Consider the following 17,587-nt stretch of genomic DNA (forward strand, 5'->3'; position numbering starts at 1 on the left):
GTGTCAGGCGACGGTGATGTTGGATGTGCTGGCCTCATCGCGGGCAAGCCCGCTCCCACAGGGATCTTTGGTGAACACAGGATTTGTGTATGGCAGAAATCCATATGTGGGAGCGGGCTTGCTCGCGAAGGCGGTGTGTCAGGCGACGGTGATGTTGGATGTGCTGGCCTCTTCGCGGGCAAGCCCGCTCCCACAGGGATCTCTGGTGAACACAAGATTTGTGTATGGCAGAGATCCAATTGTGGGAGCGAGCCTGCTCGCGAAGGCGATGTATCAGGCAACTCCGATCTCAGATCCGAAAACTCCCCACCAACTGATTCAGCCGCCCGGCCTGCTGTTCCAGCTCGGTACAAGCGCGCAACGTCGATTGCAAATTCTCCACCCCTTGCTGGTTCAGGCTGTTGATCCGGGTGATGTCGACGTTAAGGGCTTCGACCACCGCCGTCTGTTCTTCCGTGGCGGCGGCGACGGACTGGTTGACGTTGTCGATCTCGCCGATGCGCTGGGTCACGCTGCCCAGGCGGGAGCCGGCGAGGTTGGCGATGGTGACGCTTTCTTCGCTGTGGCGCTGGCTCTCGGTCATGGTGGTGACCGATTCCCGTGCGCCCACTTGCAGCTCTTCGATCATCTGCTGGATCTCCAGCGCCGAGGCCTGGGTGCGTCCGGCCAGGCTGCGCACTTCGTCCGCCACTACCGCAAAGCCACGACCCGCTTCACCGGCCCGCGCCGCTTCAATGGCCGCGTTGAGCGCCAGCAGGTTGGTCTGTTGGGAGATGCCCTTGATCACTTCGAGGATCTGTCCGATGTTCACGGTCTTGTCGTTGAGTACTTCGATGTTGGCGCACGAGGCACTGATCTTGCCCGACAGTTCGTTCATTACCTCGATCGTGCGTTGCACCACCTGGCGTCCGTCTTCGGCCTGTTGCCGGGCACTGGACGCCTGATGCGAGGCATCGCTGGCGTTGTGGGCGATCTCCTGGGCGGCCGCGCCCAACTGGTTGATCGCCGCCGCCACGCTGCTGGTGCGGGTGGATTGATCGTCGAAATTGCTCAGCGAAGCGTTCGATGCATCCAGCACGCGCCGCGCCCCTTCATTGACACCGAGAGCTGCCGAGGACACCTGGCGCATCGACTGGTGGATGCGTTCGACAAAGCGGTTGAAGGCGGTCGCCAATTGACCGATTTCATCCCGCGATTGCACCTGCAGGCGCCGGGTCAGGTCGCCTTCGCCGAGGGAGATATCCTCCATCACGCGGGTCAGCACTTGCAGCGGCCGGGTAATGCGCCGCGCCGTGTACCCGATCAACAGCAGGCCGAGCAGGGCCGAGCCGCCACCGAGGAGCAACTCCAGCGCGGTGCTTTGCACGCCTTGGGCATCGAGCTCTTTTTGCAAGGTGGTCACCGGCGCCAGCAAGACGTCTTGCGGCACGCCGACCAGCACGCCCCACGGCGCGGCGCCGACAATCGGTGACAGCGGCTCAAGCACCTCGATCTGCCGGGCGTCGACAAACACCTTGGGTTTGCCCTGGTGCAAGGCGTCCATCACCTCGATGTTGTCCATCGGCTGGCCGAGGCGGCTGACGTCCTGGCTGTTGGCAGAGATCACCCCGCGCGGGCTGACGATGCTGATCTGACCGTTGCCCTCGAACAACTCACGGGCGCTGGCCTGGCTGTTCTGTTGCAGGGCGGCGAGGTTGATGTCGAGCCCGACCACGGCGATCACCTTGCCGTTTTCCAGCAACGGGAAGGCCACGCTGGTCACCAGTTTGCGGCTGCCGGATGCTTCGTCGAAATAAGGCTCGAGCACACAGGCCTGACGGGTGTCGCGGGCGCAGGTATAGAAGGCGTTGTAGGGCGCGCCGCTCGGCCCCAGCTCGGTGTTGGCAAGCAGGCCTTCGTCGCCGATCACCGCTTGCAGTTCGCCGGGTTTGCTCTGCACCCAATACAGGGCGAAGCGCCCGGTTTCGTTGCTACCAATGTCTGCCTGGTGGGCGAAATCGGCGTCGTCGCCGTCGAGTCCACCGGGTTCGAAAATGACATAAAGCCCGAGCAGGTCGGGCTTGTCGATCAAGGCCTGGTGAAGCTGGGTGCTCAGCTCCCGGCGCAGTTGCGGGCGGGTCAGGCTGCCCTGTTGTTGCAGCTGTCGCAGGTACAACAGGTAGCGCGATAACCCCTGGCCGTATTCGTGGGTCTGCATGAAGGTGCGTTGCACTTGCATGGCCTGCACTTTGCCCAGGGCCTGCATGTGTTCCCTGGCCGCATTGGCGAGCATGTCACCGCTGGCTTGCGCAACCTGCTGGCTGCTCTTGTGGGTCTGATAGAGCGACAAGCCCATCAACAAGCCGACGACCAGCAGCAGGCAGAGCCCGGCAAGGAGGGCGATCTTGCTCTGGATCGTCAGGAGTTTCTTGTGCATTGGAAATACCTTTTTCCACGTGGGCAATGACGCCGCCATTGCCCACGACCGAGGTTAGAAGCCGGTGACGAACAGCAGTTGGGCGTAGACGTTCCGGTCGTTGTTGCCCAGTTGCGTGCCGCCGTTTTCGGCGCTCTTGTCCGGCTGGTAGATGCCCACCAGCGGCATCACGGTCAGGTGGTCGTTGACGTGCCATTCGGCATACAGGTCGACTTCGTGGCCGTCGGTATTGCCCAGGCTGTGATCGATGGTGTCGAAGTTGAAGTACAGCGCGCCCAGGTTGAGGTTTTCCAGCGGCGAGACTTTCAGCCCGACGTTCTGAATCCGCGAGTTGCTGTTGAACGGCCCGGCGTAGTTGCCCGCCACTTCACCCTGGAACCAGGTGCCATAACCCCGGCTCATGCCGTAGAACAAGGTGTCGTAGCCTTCCGAAAAGCGGCTGTAGCGGTAGCTGACGTTCGGGGTCCAGGTCGCGTCGGAGAAGGTCCAGTCGGCTTCCAGGTACCAGGCGTCTTCGGTGGCGGCGTGGGGTTTGTCCTGCTTGGCGTACTCGCCGGACAGGAACAGGTCTTTCACCCCGGCATTGCCCGCCGCGCGCACGCTATAGGTCTTCATGCCGTCGCGTTCGAGCTGGATCGGCGAGGCGTACTGCTCGTCGATGTCGGTGGTCTTGATGTAGGTCAGGCCCACCGTGCCGGCCTCGGCCACGTGTTCCAGGGTGCCGACGTACATTTCGGTCTTGGCCTGGGCGCGGTTGTCGGACTTGAGCCACATCAGGTCGCTGCGCCAGCCTTCCTTGCCACCCAGACGCAATACGGCGGTTTCGTCGAAGGCTTTGCGAGCGGCCAGGTAGTAGGCGCCGCCCCGGTTGAACTCGCCGTCGGCCAGGCCCTTGCCCATGTTCAGGGCGTCGCCGTCGATCAGGAAGCCGTCACCGACCACGATGTTCTGGCGGCCGAAGGACAGGTCCACACCGTCCTTGCCCAATGCACCAAACAGATCGGCCGAACGCCAGCCGAGGTAGGCGTCTTCGAACTTGGTGGTGCGTTCGGTGCCATCGCTGAAACCGGCGGCATCGCCGTCGCCCCAGGTGCCGGAGCTGAGCAGGTTGCCCGCGCCGTAAGCCGTGCCCGCACCGCCCAGGCCCTTGTCGAAACTCAAACCGTATTTGATGTAGCCCTCGCGCCACGACGAGGAACCTTCGTCGAGACGGCCGGACAGGGCGTAGTTTTCCTGGCTGTGGAAAATGCCGAACGCGGCTTCGAGGGTGGCGTTCAGATGGCTGTCGTCATCGGCGTACAGCTCATAGGCATTGGCCTGGCCGGCGCTGATCATCAGCGCGAGCGTCGAGAGACGAAGCAAGGGGGACTTGAGCATGGTGTGGCATCCGTTCTTGTTCTTGAGCGCAGGTTTGCGGTCTGCCCGGATACTAAGTCGCGCCTTTCGTTCGCCCTTTTCCCTGTTTGCCAATTAGTTGGTTGTGCATGCCAGATTGTCCGGTTTGGCAGCCCGGCCAACATAACTGGCACGCAGGGCAAAACCTGCCGGCCGGCGACCACCGACAATCCCCACCAAGCTGCCGAAGCACCCTGGCCTCGGCGTTTTTTGGTGTTGTGTTCGCCTGCTGGCGAGCGCGTGGATTTTCAAGGGCGTTTTCTTATGTTCACTTCGCTGCGTTTGTCCCTCATCGGCTTGCTGTCCTTCACCCTGGTTCAAGCGGTGTCTGCCGCCGAGTGCGCCACGGATACCCAGCGTGGTGCGCAAGTGTTTGCCACTGAGTGCAGCGTCTGCCATGCGGTGACCCAGGGTACGACCGGGATGATGGGGCCGAACCTGTTCGGCGTGTACGGACGCAAGTCCGGCTCGCTGCCGGGCTTCAGCTACTCCCAGGCCATGCGCGACAAAGACGTCAGCTGGCAAGCCGAGAACATCACGCAATTGATCACCCAGCCCCAGGCCTACGTGCCCGGCACCTACATGCCGTACATGGGCCTGGCGTCCGCCGACGACCGTCAGGCGGTCGCGTGCTTCCTCAAAGAACAACACTGATCAGCCGAATTTCCGGCTAACAACCACCAACCCCTGTGGGAGCTGGCTTGCCAGCGAAGACGGCCTTGAGTCGGCTCCTGCACCTGAATGAAAGGTGAATTATGAGCAACGTTGAAATCCTGCCCCAGGTGGCTGCATTCCTCGAGCGTCGTCACGGCTGCTTCATTGACGGCCAGTGGGTGTTTGCCGAGGGCGACAGCATCGCCGTGGTCAACCCGGCCACCGGGCAAACCCTGTGCGAAACCCTGGATGCGCCGCTGGAGATCGTCGAGCGCGCCGTACAGTCGTCGCACAAGGCGTTCAAATCCGGCGTGTGGTCGAGCCTGCGCCCGGCCGACCGTGAGCGCATCCTGCTGAACTTCACCCGCCTGGTCGAAGAACACGCCGAAGAACTGGCCCAACTGGAAACCCTGAGCCAGGGCAAGTCGATCAACATGGCCCGCGCGCTGGACCTGAACGCCACCGTGGAATTCATGCGCTACATGTCCGGCTGGGCGACCAAGATCGAAGGGCAGACCTTCGACGTGTCGATCCCCCTGCCACCGGGCGCGAAATTCACTGCGTTCACCAAGCGTGAGCCGGTGGGCGTGGTGGTCGGCATCGTGCCATGGAACTTCCCGCTGCTGATCGCCGCCTGGAAGCTGATGCCGGCCCTGGCCACTGGTTGCACGGTGATCATCAAGCCGGCGATGGAAACCCCGTTGACCGCCATGCGCCTGGCGGAACTGGCCCTGGAAGCCGGCATCCCGGCCGGCGTGTTCAACGTGGTCACCGGTGGCGGTGCTTCCGTTGGCGGTGTGTTGACCCAGCATCCTCTGGTGAGCAAGGTGTCGTTCACCGGTTCCACCGCCGTGGGCAAGAGCGTCGGCGTGGCGTGCATGGAAAACATGACGCGTTTCTCCCTGGAACTGGGCGGCAAGAACCCGATGATCGTGCTCGCCGATGCCGACATCGAAAAAGCCGTGCAAGGCGCGATCCTCGGTGGCTTGCTGAACAACGGCCAGGTCTGCGCCGCGGCATCGCGCTTCTATGTGCACCGCTCGATCCACGACAAATTCGTCGAGGCCCTGGCCTCCGCGGTCTCGGCGATGCCGATTGGCGCGGGCATGAATGGCGACGCGGCGATCAACCCGCTGGTGTCGCGCAAGCAACAACAAAGCGTGCTCAAACACATCGAACTGGCCCGCCAGGAAGGTGCGCGGGTGGTCACCGGCGGTGAATTGCTGGAGGGCGACGGCTTCTTCGTGCAGCCGACCATCCTGGCGGACATCGACCACAGCATGGCCGTGGCCCGCGAAGAAGTGTTCGGCCCGGTACTGGGCGTGATGCCGTTTGACGACGAAGACGCCGTGATCGAACTGGCCAACGACAACCGCTACGGCCTGGCCGCGAGCCTGTGGACCAACGACCTGGGCAAAGCCATGAACCTGGTGCCACGTATCGAAGCCGGCACGGTGTGGGTCAACGCCCACGTGCTGCTCGACCCGGCAATGCCGTTCGGTGGCGTCAAGCAATCGGGCATGGGCCGCGAGTTCGGTCGCGCGGTGATCGAGGCCTACACCGAGCTCAAGTCGGTGTGTATCGCGCATTGATCAACCTGTAGGAGCGAGCTTGCTCGCGAAAAACGTCAAGATAATGCGGTCTTGTAGGAGCCGGCTTGCCGGCGATGGGCTCAAGTGCGCCGCGTTTATCCGGTTCACACGCGTTATCGTTAACGACCATCGCTGGCAAGCCAGCTCCTACAGTTTGATTTGCGTGAATCTGTAAGAGGATGGTCGGCTGCACCATCGCTCCCACAATCACGCTGCGGGTGGCGGTTTCGCCAGTTCAATGCCCGCGGCACCCAGCCGCTTGAGAATTTCGAACAGCAACTCGCTCTTGATCGCCCCAACCGTGCGCGGGCTGCCGACGTAGCCGGTGATGGTCAAGGTGATGCCTTCTGGTTTCAACTGGCTGAAACGCAAGAACGGCGCCGGTTTATCCAGAATGGATTCGTGCTCGGTATAGCTGTCCATCAGCAGGTTTTGCACCAGTTCCGGATCGATATCCAGCGGGAACATCAGTTCGAGTATCACCACGCCCTGGGCGCTGCCGCCAAGGGTGACGTTGCGCAGGTTCTGCGAAATCAGGTGCGAGTTGGGCACGATCATGATCGAGCGGTCGGCCAGTTGTATTTCCGTGGCCCGTACGTTGATCCGTCGTATGTCGCCTTCGACGCCACTGATGCTGATCAGGTCGCCGACCTTCACCGGGCGCTCGGTCAACAAAATCAGGCCGGAGATGAAATTCTTCACGATCTCCTGCAGGCCGAAGCCGATGCCCACTGACAGGGCGCTGACAATCCAGGCCAGGTTGGTCCACTTGATCCCCAGCGACGACAGCGTGAGCAGCACGATCGACGCGTATCCGATGTTGGCGAACAGGGTGCTCAGCGAGGCGCACATGCCCGGGTCCATCTCGGTCTTCGGCAGGAACTCGCCGTCCAGCCAGCGGCGTAGCGTGCGAATCAGGTAGACACCGATCAGCAGTGTCAGGAAGGCGCGCATCAAGTTGTCCGGGACGATGTTCAGCTTGCGCAGCCCTTCGCCACCGAGAATGGCCGCGGTGCTGGTGACCAGTTGCCCGAACGTCGTACCTACGCCGCCGACAAACAACGCAATGACGCCGACCAGCATCAGGATGGCGCGGCCCGCCCCGGAAAACACGGTGCATATCTGCTCCAGGCGTGGATTGCCGATGCCCAGCAGCTGTTTGATCGCCTTGCCGGTAGGTTGCCTGGGTGAAAAAAGCGATTCGCAGGTGTCCTGGTACACCTGCGTGAGCAGGTAGAACGCGGCGAAGACGATGAAAATCCACACCATTTCATAGGTGATGAACCGGGCCATCGTCACGTAGCCGATCACCAGGGCGAACAGGGACACCACCACGGCAACGCCGGCAAACACATAAATCAGGCCGGCGGACGTGGTGACGCCTTCGGGAGTCTCTCCGGCAACGATCAGCGCCCGTCGGGTCTTGCTGACGCGCAACAGCAGCGCGCCGATCACCAGTGCCACGACCAACGCCACGATTCCCCGGCCGAACAACACCACTTCGGCGCTCATGCCGGTGACGTTGCTCATCTGCACCAGTGTCACCAGCACCAGCAGCAGGCTTGCCAGCCGCCTGGGGTAGGGCTCTATCGCCAGCGCCACCGGATCGGCGATATCGGGCAGGCGCCATGAAGGATGTTTGGTCGACAGCAACGCGCGGCTCAACCCGGTGATCATCACGCAGGTATAGGCCAGCTTTTCCAGGTACTGCGCCAGATCGGCTAGCAACGGGGTGTAGGGCAGTTGCCGGGTCGCGGCAAAGTGCAGCAATTGCAGGGCGATGCCGGCGCTCAGCACCGTCGCCAGTACCGAGGCCAATGCCAGGGAGCTGCGCCGTAACCGGCCTTCGGGCATTCGATGAATGCACAGCCACGCCAGACCCCGACCGGCGAATTTTCGCCCCAGGGTCCAGATGACCAGGGCCAGAACCAGCAGGGAGGCCGTGATTGCGCGTTGACCAGGTTGCCAGGCCGCCTGGTGCGTGGCCTTGAGTTGCTGGACGAGGGTGCTGAAACGTTGGCGGTCATCGAGCGGAAGATTGAACAAGGGCGACCAGAATCGCGGGTTCAGGATGCTGGCGGTCTGCTGGGTCACCTCCGCCTCCAGCAGGCTGCGGCGAATACTGGCAATCTGGGTGATCAGCTCGGCGGCACTGACTTTCAGCGCGGCCAGGGTTTTGAGCTGGTTGTCGATCTTGTTTTTTTGCTCGCTGAGGATGTCTCGTTGGGTGGTAATGCCAGACGTCACCTGTGGGCTCTCGTCGAGCGGCACTGGCCCCAGCACGTTGAGTTGGGCCTGCAACTGCGCCTGACCAGGCAGCAGCGATGTGGAGAGGCTTTCAATATTCTGGATCAGTGCCAGCACCAGGTCCTGTGAGCTTTCCAGCTGGGTGTAGGTGCTGGCCTGGGAAACCTGCTGCTTGAGGCTGTTCAGCTGGTTTTGTAACCCCAGCAATTCGCTGTCGGAGATGCTGATGACCGGGGCGGTGGGGGCGGGAGCAAGGGTGTCGGCCATGGTCGCCGCCGACAGCCATCCCGGGGTCGCCACCAGCAGTGCGAAGGCGACGTAAATCATTGACTTCCATACATTGAACATCGGCGAGCTCGACGGGTTGTTAGTCACTTAGCCAATGAGGTTAGGCCATGACTCGCACCCTTGAGCGATGTTTTGTCGAAAGTGCCCGGCCGGTTTTCGTCCGGGCGCTACTCATGCTGTTGCCGCGCCGGGAAAAACAGTTCGAAGCAGGTGATGCCGTCGGCACTGCTGACATGGCAGGCGCCGTTGTGCAGTTGCATGATCGTCGCCACGATCGACAGGCCCAGGCCGTTGGATTGGGCCGAGCGTTCGCGGGATTCATCGACCCGGTAGAAGCGTTCGAACAGCCGTGACAGATGCTGCGCCGGGATGGTCTGGCCATGGTTGCGCACTTGCACCTGGATGCCGTTGGCGGTCGGGTTGGCGTGAATGCACAGCTCGGAATGCGGCGCGCCGTACTTGATGGCGTTGGCGCACAGGTTGGCCAGGGCACGACGCAGCAACATGGGCTCGGCCCAGATCAAGCCGCTGCCGTGGGCTTTGATGCAGATGCCAACGTCGGTCGCCGGGCCTTCGAAATAGTCGGCCATGCGTTGCATTTCGTCGGCGGCATCCAGTTCCTGACGCTGGCGCAAGGCGCTGCGCGGATCGGTGCGGGCCAGGAACAGCATGTTGTCGAGCATGCGCGCCAGGCGTTCGAGCTCTTCGACATTGGAGGCCAGCAACTGCTGATAGGCGTCGGTGCTGCGGTTCTGCTGCAAGGCCACCTGGGTTTCGCCGAGCAGGTTGTTGATCGGCGTACGCAGTTCGTGGGCCATGTCGGTCGATACCTGACCCAATTGCACAAAGCCTTTGTCCAGGCGGTCGAGCATGGCGTTGAAGGCGTCGATCATCGGCAGCAGCTCCAGCGGTGCGCCCTGGCTGTCGAGGCGCTCGTTGAGGTTGCCGACGTCGATGCTCTGGGTGTGGCGGGCCAGGCGCCGCACCGGCAACAGGCCGCGATGCACCAGCACATAACCGGACAACGCCAGCAGAATCGCGGCCAGGGTGGCGAACAGGTAGACGTTGAGCCGGTAATCGGCGAGCACGGCGGTGCGTTCGGTCATCAGGCGCCCGGTCACCACTTGCAGGCTGCCCAGGTCCCCGGAGTCGATGGTCGCCGCCAGGGCGGAAAACGGCACGCCGTTGACGTTGGGTAAATGCTGCACGTCGTCCAGGGTCAGTCGATGATCCATCGCCACCGGGGTCAGCACCGGCATTTTCAGGTTGCCCGGGTTGACCACCAGCAACGGCGGTTGCCCCGGGGTGCCGATGGTCAGCAGGGCCTCGCGGTTGCCCATCATGTTCTGGAACAGCGCGGGTTTGGCCTTGATCAGGTCCAGGGTGTTGCTGTCGTTGAGGAAGGTACGCAACTGGTCGATGCGGGTGATCAGGGCAATGTCGTCGCGATGGATCAACTCGCGTTCCAGGTCGCGGTACAGCGCCACGCCCAGCAGCGCCAGCGAGACAAACGCCAGCAGGGCGAACACCAGCGCCAGGCGCAGGGTCAAGGAGTGGCTCAGACGAGAGGCAGATCGCAGCGGCGTCATGGCATTCATGGGGGCATTCAAGGTTGTATGTCGAAGCGATAGCCGATGCCGCGCACGCTGTGGATCAGCTTGAGCTGGAACGGATCGTCGATTTTCAGGCGCAGGCGGCGCACCGCGACATCGACGACATTGGTGTCGCTGTCGAAATTCATGTCCCAGACCCGCGAGGCGATCATCGAGCGTGACAGCACTTCGCCCTGATGCGTGGCGAACAGGTGCAGCAGGGCAAATTCCTTGTTGGTCAGGGTGATGCGGTTGCCGGCGCGGCTGACGCGACGCTTGAGCACGTCGATCTGCAGGTCGTCGACGTGCAGGTGTTCGTCTTCCCGGGTAGGGCCACGGCGGGTCAGGGTGCGCAGGCGCGCCACCAGTTCGGCGAAGGAAAAGGGTTTGATCAGGTAATCGTCGGCGCCCAGTTCGAGGCCTTTGATGCGGTCGGCGATGTCATCCCGGGCGGTGAGGAACAGCACCGGTGTGTCGGCTTCCTTGCGCAGGCGGCGCAGGACTTCCCAGCCATCCATCTTCGGCATCATCACGTCCAGCACGATCACATCGAAGTCGTGTTCCAGGGCCAGGTGCAGGCCATCGACGCCGTCGCGCGCCAGGTTCACGGTGTATCCGAGTTCCTGCAGGCCGTTGAGCAGGTAATTGCCGGCCTTGGGTTCGTCTTCGACTACGAGGATGTTCATGGAAAATCCGCCTGGTTCGGTCGGGCTACGGGGGCGCATCAGTGGCGCAAGTGTAGCCCGATCGGCGGTGACGGCAGGCATCCGCTCAGTTCTCGCCAAGGCAGTTCACACCCTGAACCTGATAGTTCAGTTGATGCTCGCGGCCCTGGTGGTCGAGGTAGTTGAACTGCGCGGGCACGATGCCGCACTTGCCGTTGAGGTCGGTCATGGACAGCACTTTGGCCACTTCCACCGGGACATAGAAGCCGTCCTGGTCGTGGATGATCGGCGAGGTGGGCTGGGTGGCGGCAAACGCCGAACCGGTGGCGAGCAGGGCGGCAAAGCCCGCGATCAACAGTTTCATGACGAATCTCTCTCTACAAGGGCTGGGTGGCTGCCGGGTCGGGCCTGACAGTGAGTTCAGGCTAACGGTGTGATCCGGACAGCCGACCAACAACTTGATGACAAAGTTGTAATGAAACGCCGCTGGCAACACCGCAACCCCCCTGTGGGAGCGAGCTTGCTCGCGATAGCGGTGTGTCAGACACCGAAAATGTCGACTGACACTCCGTCATCGCGAGCAAGCTCGCTCCCACAGGGGGGCAGCAGCAACCCGCGGATCCATGGCCTAAGCTTGTTTGCAGGCCCATGCTCTTCGAACACCTCGATGGGCAAGCGGCACCTATAAAAACAACGCAATCAGGAGATGCCCATGTCCGCTTTGATCCGTCGTTTCAGTCGCTGCATGGCCGCCGGTTTGACCGCTGCCGTGCTTGCCGCACCGGCCTTCGCCCTCGATACCGTGAAATTCATGGCCCCGGGCTCGGTGGGCGGTGGTTATGACCAGACTGCCCGTGTGCTGGGCAAGGCCATGGTCGAAGCCAATACGGCCAAGGCCGTGACCTTCGAGAACAAGGGTGGGGCGGGCGGGACCCTGGGGCTGGCGCAATTTGCCAACAGCACCAAGGGCGATCCGAATGCGTTGCTGGTGGTCGGGGCGATCATGGTCGCAGGCATCGAACAGAACAAATCGCAGATCAGCCTGAAGGATGTGACGCCCATTGCCCGGTTGTTCACCGAGTACAACGTGATCGCCGTGCGCAAGGAATCGGAATACAAGACCCTCGATGACCTGATCAAGGCCTTCAAGGACAAGCCGACGAGCATCACCTGGGGCGGCGGCTCCAAGGGCTCGGTGGATCACATCGGCATTGCCGAGCTGGCGGGCAAGCTGGACGTGCCGGTCAACAAGGTGAACTACGTGGCGTTTGGTGGCGGTGGCGAGGTGGTTGCCCAGGCGCTGGGCGGCCAGCTCAAGGTGATCACCGGCGGTTTCGCCGAGCTGGGCCAGTACATCAAGAGCGGTCAGTTCCGTGTCCTGGCCATCGGCGCGCCGGAGCGTGTTCCCGGCATTGACGCACCGACCCTCAAGGAGAGCGGCTATGACGTGACGATCGGCAACTGGCGCGGCGTTTACGGTGCGGCGGGCCTTACCCCGCAGCAGCGCAAAGAGGTGATCGACGCTGTGGTGGCCGCTACCAACAGCAAGGTCTGGCAGGACAATATCCAGGCCAACGCCTGGACGCCCAGCGTGTTGACCGGCGATGAGTTCGGCAAATTCGTCGAGGAAGAACACGTGCGGTTGCGCGCCATGCTGATCAAGGTCGGGCTGCTTTGAGATGGCCACACTGCGCGCAGTGGTGCCGACGCAATTGGCGGTCGGCATCGGCCTGATCGCCATCAGCGTGGTGTTGGCGTTGGGTGCCTACCGGTTTCCGCCCGAAATGGGTTTCGTCATCCTCCCGGCCTACGTTTACCCCTATGTCGTGGCGGCGTTTCTCGGCGGTGTGGGCCTGTTGCTGAGCTTTCAGGCGCTCAGCGGCGGTTTTCGCGAGCTGGATAACGACGACACGGGCACGGTGCCCGGAGGAAAAACCGGCGCCGCCTGGGTGACCGCCGGGCTTGTCGGGGTGGCGCTGCTGATCAATCTCATCGGTTTTGTGCTGGCCGCCGGCTTGTTGTTCGCCTGTTCGGCGCGGGGGTTCGGCAGCCGTCATCCGCTGCGGGACCTGGCCATCGGTATTGCCCTGACCCTGCCGATCTACTGGCTGTTCAACGCCGGGCTGGGGGTTTCCCTGCCGTCGCTGATCAACATCTGGCTTTGAAAGGAGATAGACACCGTGGACATTCTTTCAAGCCTGGCGATGGGTTTTTCCTCGGCACTGACGCCGATCAACCTGATGTGGGGGTTCATCGGTTGCCTGCTCGGCACCGCCATCGGTGTGTTGCCGGGGATCGGCCCGGCGCTGACGGTGGCCCTGCTGTTGCCGATCACCGCCAAGGTCGACCCTACCGGCGCGCTGATCATGTTCGCCGGTATCTACTACGGTGCGCAGTTCGGCGGTTCCACCACCTCGATCCTGCTCAACACCCCGGGTGAATCGTCTTCCATGGTCACGGCCCTGGAGGGCAACCAGATGGCACGCAACGGCCGCGCCGGCCCTGCGCTGGCAACGGCGGCGATAGGCTCCTTCGTCGCGGGCACCATCGCCACGGTTTTGCTGACGCTGTTTGCGCCGGTTGTGGCCAGGCTGGCGCTGAATTTCGGCCCGACCGAATATTTCGCGATCCTGGTGCTGTCGTTCACCACCGTGTCGGCGGTGCTCGGCGCCTCGATGCTGCGAGGGTTTGCTTCGCTGGGCGTTGGGCTGACCATCGGTTTGATCGGCCTGGACTCGACCTCGGGCATTGCCCGCTACACCCTGGGCGTTCCCGAACTGGTGGACGGTATCGAGGTGGTGCTGGTGGCGGTCGGTTTGTTTGCGGTGGGCGAGGCCTTGTACAGCTTGCTCTATCAAACGCCATCGAACGAAGGGCGGCATCGCCTGACCTCGTTATGGATGAGCCGCGCCGACTGGAAGCGTTCGGTGCCGGCGTGGTTTCGCGGCACGCTGATCGGCTTTCCGTTTGGTTCGATTCCGGCGGGCGGCGCGGAGATTCCGACCTTTCTGTCCTATTCCACCGAGCGCAAGCTCAGCAAGTACCCCAAGGAGTTTTCCGCCAACAAGGGCGAGGGCGCCATCGAGGGTGTCGCCGGTCCCGAAGCAGCCAACAATGCCAGCGCGACCGGATCCCTGGTGCCGTTGCTGACCCTGGGCATCCCGACGTCCGCCACCGCGGCGATCCTCCTGGCCGCGTTCCAGAACTACAACTTGCAACCGGGGCCGATGCTGTTCGAAACCTCCGCCGACCTGGTCTGGACGCTGGTGGCCTCGCTGTACATCGGCAACGTCATCCTGCTGGTGCTGAACCTGCCGCTGGTGGGGCTGTGGGTCAAACTGCTGCAGATCCCCCGGCCGTACCTGAACGCCGGCATCCTGGTATTCGCCACCATCGGCGTGTATGGCATGCGCCACTCATCCTTCGACCTGCTGCTGATGTTGGCGATTGGCTGGGGCGGGGTGCTGATGCGGCGGTTCGACTTCCCCGTCGCCCCGGTGATCGTCGGCATGCTGCTGGGGCCGATGGCCGAGAAACAACTGCGCAACGCCTTGTCCATCGGCGAGGGCGACTGGACGGTGTTCGTCACGCAACCGATCTCGGCGTTCTTTCTCGCCCTGACGCTGCTGGTGCTGGTGGTGCCTTATGTGTTGCATAAACGCGGGATCAAGTTGCATGAGGATGATTGAGCAATCCCTGTGGGGGCGGTCGTTCCCGAATACTGCGTACACCCACTAACCCTGTGGGAGTGGGCTTGCCCGCGAAGACGGAGTGTCAGCAAAATAAATGTCAACTGACCGGACGCCTTCGCGAGCAAGCCCGCTCCCACAGGTTGTTTCGGGCAGGATCGCTGGATCTGTTCAGGCGTCGATGGCCGGGAAGTCGATGTCGGTCAGGATTGCGTTGTTCAGGTAGTTGGTGAGCGTCTGCGCAGCCACATGGGCGATCACTTCGATGATCTTGCCGTCGTCGATACCCGCGTTACGGGCAGCGGCGATCTGCTCGACGCTAAGATGGCCACGGCTTTCGGTGACCTGGCGGGCGAGGGTGGCAATGGCGTTAAGCTCGCCGTGTCGTGCGCTGAGGATCTCCTGCTTCGACAGCCCGGCCTTGCCGGCAAACACCGAGTGAGCCGCCAGGCAGTAGTCGCAGCCGTTGACTTGCGAAGTGGCGAGGGACACCGCTTCCTTTTCCTTGGCGCTCAGGGACGTCTTGCCCAGTGCGGCCGAGTTTTGCAGGTACGAGGCCAGCACGGCCGGTGCGTGGGCCAGGACTTTGAAGACGTTGGGCAGAAAACCGATTTTCTTCTGCACGGCTTCCAGCAGGGGGCGGGTGGTGTCGGTGGCGTTTTCCAGGCTGATCGGGGCAATGCGGGTCATGGTGATACTCCGTGGTGTGAGGCGCGGAATGCGCGGGGTACGGAGCTCATGTTAGGGAGAAGGTCTGGTGTATTGGATGCAAATCGTCGAGGATATGCGACAGATCGTCCAGAACTGCCTTCGGGAGCCTTGTCATGGATCGCTTGTCCACGTTGCTCACCCATTTCAGCGTCAATGCCGGCACTTTCCATAGCGGTATGTTCTGCGGCACCGTCGCCTACGACGGCCAACAGGCCAGCGGTCATTTACACCTGCTTCAGGCCGGCGAGTTGCTGCTCAAAATGGGCGACCAGCCGGACCTGCAACTGACCGAGCCGAGCCTGATCTTTTTCCCCCGGCCCTATCGGCATCGTCTGTTTGCGTCTGAAGCATCCGGCACGCAACTGGTGTGCGCGACCCTGGATTTCGACGGCGGTGCGGGCAATGCCCTGGCGGCGGCACTGCCGGATTACCTGGTGCTCAAGCTCGATGAAATCCCGACCCTGGCCGGGACCCTGGAATGGCTGTTCAACGAGGCGTTCGACGGTACGTGCGGGCGTGAAGCGGTGATGGATCGCCTGTTCGAGTTGCTGGTGATTCTGTTGCTGCGGCACATCCTGAGCACCACGGGCCAGCGACCGGGCATGATGGCGGGCCTTGCCGATGCGCGCCTGGCGCGGCCCCTGAGCCTGATGCATCAAAGCCCGGCCAAGGCCTGGAGCGTGGCCGAACTCTCGGTCGCCGCCAACATGTCGCGGGCCAGTTTCGCCGAACACTTTCGCCGGGTGGTCGGGCAGACGCCGGTGGATTACCTGGTGAGTTGGCGCATCAGCCTGGCGCAGAAGCGCCTGCGCGAGGGCCGGCCGATAGCGCTGATTGCCGAGGAAGTCGGCTACGAAAGCCCCTCGGCGCTGGCCCGGGCGTTCCGGCGCAAGACCGGGCTGAGCCCGCGGGAGTGGAAGGGTAGTTGACCACGGCAAATCCCCCTGTGGGAGCGGGCTTGCTCGCGAAGGCGGCATGTCAGTCGACATCATAGGTGTCTGACACTCCGCCTTCGCGAGCAAGCCCGCTCCCACAGGTTTTGTGGTGGCCTCAGTTGTGCATCAGAACTTGAACGCCTGCCGTCCCACCAACAGCCATTTACCGTCCTGCTTCTGCCAGATCTGGAAGTTTTCGATTTCAGTGGGCACCACTTCGGTGCCTTTGAGCGCTTGCGCCGAGAAATGGTGGCGCACCAGCGCGACATCACCGGAGACGGTGATGGTCTGGTTTTGCATCTCAAGGGTCTTGAACGCGCTTTTGCCGGTTTCGATGTCGGCGATGAAGGCCTGCTTGTCCTGGATCTTACCGCTGGAATGCCCGTAGGTCAGGTTCTCGGCGGTCAGGGCGTTCAGTTCCGGGATGTCCTTGTGCAGCATGGCCTGGGTCAGGTGGTCGACGGCCTGGGCCACGTCCTTGTCCGGGGCAGCCGGGGTGGCGGCGACGTAGCCGGTGAACAGGCACAGCAAACCAATCAGCACTTTTGCTTTTTTCATGGGTGTTTCCTTGTTGTTGTAGGGATGATGCGATGACTGGATGGTTATTCATCGGTCATCGTACAACCTAGCATGCACTGGAGGGAAAAAGCGAACTTGCCCGGCGACCTTGCCTCGAAGTTAAAAGGGCGATGTCCTGACTTCGAGGTATTCCAGCCATGCAGCCGAACCAACCTATACGGCACGACCTGACGTTGCTCATGGTGTTTGTGGTGATAGTCGTGGTGTCGGGTTTTTCTCCCCGCAGCCGGGTGGACTGGGCGCTGGAAAACCTGCTGGTGCTGTTGCTGGTGGGCACCCTGGTCGCGGTTTCTCGGCGATTCCGCTTGTCGGCGATGTCCGTCACCCTGGTGTTTGCGTTTCTGTGCGTGCATGAACTGGGCGCCCATTACACCTATTCCCTGGTGCCTTACGATCGTTGGTCTTCGGCGTGGTTGGGCTTCAGTTTCGACCGGGCGGCAGGTGCTCACCGCAATCACTACGACCGGCTGGTGCATCTGAGCTACGGGCTGCTGCTCGCTTATCCGGTGCGCGAAGTCCTGTGGCGGCTGACGCCGCTGCGCGGGTTCTGGCTGTTCTTCGTGACCCTGAACATCATGCTGTCGACCTCTGCCGTGTACGAACTGGTGGAGTGGATCGGCGGTGCCTTCCTGGGCAATGACACGGCGAAAGCCTTCGTCGGCGCGCAAAACGATCCGTGGGATTCGCAAAAGGACATGGCCATCGCGGTCGCCGGTGCGTTTGCCAGCCTGTCGCTGGTGTCCCTGCGCGGCATGCTGCAAAAGCAACCGGTGACGACCGCATGTCGCAAAAAACACAATCTTTGGCAATAGGCTTCAATTACT

At 62.3% G+C, this 17,587-nt stretch carries 14 protein-coding genes and 2 pseudogenes; 7 read left to right on the forward strand and 9 right to left on the reverse strand.

Features of this window, described 5'->3' with window-relative positions; all coding sequences use genetic code 11:
- Positions 1-289: 289 nt before the first annotated feature.
- The 3 genes and pseudogenes from AC3WN7_RS22130 to AC3WN7_RS22140 form a co-directional block, all read right to left on the reverse strand.
- A pseudogene (locus AC3WN7_RS22130) lies at positions 290-1,312 on the reverse strand (methyl-accepting chemotaxis protein); the annotation flags it as partial.
- A gap of 375 nt (positions 1,313-1,687) precedes the next feature.
- Positions 1,688-2,455, reverse strand: a pseudogene (locus AC3WN7_RS22135) (cache domain-containing protein); the annotation flags it as partial.
- 15 nt (positions 2,456-2,470) lie between these two features.
- Positions 2,471-3,793, reverse strand: a complete 1,323-nt coding sequence (locus AC3WN7_RS22140; protein ID WP_102674922.1) for an alginate export family protein — start codon at positions 3,791-3,793, stop codon at positions 2,471-2,473.
- A 282-nt stretch (positions 3,794-4,075) separates the two neighbouring features.
- Here AC3WN7_RS22140 and AC3WN7_RS22145 point away from each other — a divergent pair, with 282 nt between their 5' ends.
- Positions 4,076-4,465, forward strand: coding sequence for a c-type cytochrome (locus AC3WN7_RS22145; protein WP_102674923.1), 390 nt, complete (start codon positions 4,076-4,078; stop codon positions 4,463-4,465).
- A 101-nt stretch (positions 4,466-4,566) separates the two neighbouring features.
- The gene (locus tag AC3WN7_RS22150) at positions 4,567-6,057 is read left to right on the forward strand and encodes an aldehyde dehydrogenase family protein (RefSeq protein WP_102674924.1); all 1,491 of its coding nucleotides are present in this window, start codon (positions 4,567-4,569) and stop codon (positions 6,055-6,057) included.
- Between the two features lie 207 nt (positions 6,058-6,264).
- On the opposite strand, the gene AC3WN7_RS22155 is transcribed toward AC3WN7_RS22150, so the two are convergent.
- From AC3WN7_RS22155 to AC3WN7_RS22170, 4 genes are all read right to left on the reverse strand, one after another.
- Entirely contained in the window at positions 6,265-8,652 is a 2,388-nt protein-coding gene (locus AC3WN7_RS22155) for a DUF3772 domain-containing protein (RefSeq protein WP_095967242.1), read from the reverse strand.
- A 107-nt stretch (positions 8,653-8,759) separates the two neighbouring features.
- Entirely contained in the window at positions 8,760-10,190 is a 1,431-nt protein-coding gene (locus AC3WN7_RS22160; protein ID WP_102674925.1) for a heavy metal sensor histidine kinase, read from the reverse strand.
- An 8-nt stretch (positions 10,191-10,198) separates the two neighbouring features.
- A complete protein-coding gene (locus tag AC3WN7_RS22165) occupies positions 10,199-10,870 on the reverse strand; it encodes a heavy metal response regulator transcription factor (RefSeq protein ID WP_102674926.1) in 672 nt (223 codons plus the stop codon).
- An 85-nt stretch (positions 10,871-10,955) separates the two neighbouring features.
- Positions 10,956-11,213 (reverse strand): DUF2790 domain-containing protein, encoded by a 258-nt coding sequence (locus AC3WN7_RS22170; RefSeq protein WP_015094603.1) that lies wholly within the window; start codon positions 11,211-11,213, stop codon positions 10,956-10,958.
- Between the two features lie 348 nt (positions 11,214-11,561).
- Here AC3WN7_RS22170 and AC3WN7_RS22175 point away from each other — a divergent pair, with 348 nt between their 5' ends.
- From AC3WN7_RS22175 to AC3WN7_RS22185, 3 genes are read left to right on the forward strand one after another with little or no spacing between them, the layout of a single operon-like run.
- The gene (locus AC3WN7_RS22175; RefSeq protein ID WP_095967239.1) at positions 11,562-12,527 is read left to right on the forward strand and encodes a tripartite tricarboxylate transporter substrate binding protein; all 966 of its coding nucleotides are present in this window, start codon (positions 11,562-11,564) and stop codon (positions 12,525-12,527) included.
- A gap of 1 nt (position 12,528) precedes the next feature.
- Positions 12,529-13,014 (forward strand): tripartite tricarboxylate transporter TctB family protein, encoded by a 486-nt coding sequence (locus tag AC3WN7_RS22180; RefSeq protein WP_095967238.1) that lies wholly within the window; start codon positions 12,529-12,531, stop codon positions 13,012-13,014.
- A gap of 15 nt (positions 13,015-13,029) precedes the next feature.
- Positions 13,030-14,538: a tripartite tricarboxylate transporter permease gene (locus AC3WN7_RS22185; RefSeq protein ID WP_095967237.1), complete on the forward strand. Its 1,509-nt coding sequence runs from the start codon at positions 13,030-13,032 to the stop codon at positions 14,536-14,538.
- A 171-nt stretch (positions 14,539-14,709) separates the two neighbouring features.
- On the opposite strand, the gene AC3WN7_RS22190 is transcribed toward AC3WN7_RS22185, so the two are convergent.
- The gene (locus AC3WN7_RS22190; protein WP_095967236.1) at positions 14,710-15,228 is read right to left on the reverse strand and encodes a carboxymuconolactone decarboxylase family protein; all 519 of its coding nucleotides are present in this window, start codon (positions 15,226-15,228) and stop codon (positions 14,710-14,712) included.
- Positions 15,229-15,362: 134 nt separating this feature from the next.
- Between AC3WN7_RS22190 and AC3WN7_RS22195 the strand changes: the two genes are divergently transcribed.
- Positions 15,363-16,178, forward strand: a complete 816-nt coding sequence (locus AC3WN7_RS22195; protein WP_102674928.1) for an AraC family transcriptional regulator — start codon at positions 15,363-15,365, stop codon at positions 16,176-16,178.
- A 132-nt stretch (positions 16,179-16,310) separates the two neighbouring features.
- Here the strand turns inward: AC3WN7_RS22195 and AC3WN7_RS22200 are convergent, their stop codons facing one another.
- Positions 16,311-16,742, reverse strand: a complete 432-nt coding sequence (locus tag AC3WN7_RS22200; RefSeq protein WP_095967234.1) for a nuclear transport factor 2 family protein — start codon at positions 16,740-16,742, stop codon at positions 16,311-16,313.
- A gap of 158 nt (positions 16,743-16,900) precedes the next feature.
- Between AC3WN7_RS22200 and AC3WN7_RS22205 the strand changes: the two genes are divergently transcribed.
- The gene (locus AC3WN7_RS22205; protein ID WP_102674929.1) at positions 16,901-17,575 is read left to right on the forward strand and encodes a DUF2238 domain-containing protein; all 675 of its coding nucleotides are present in this window, start codon (positions 16,901-16,903) and stop codon (positions 17,573-17,575) included.
- Positions 17,576-17,587: the final 12 nt, after the last annotated feature.

The organism is Pseudomonas sp. FW305-70 (assembly GCF_058783925.1).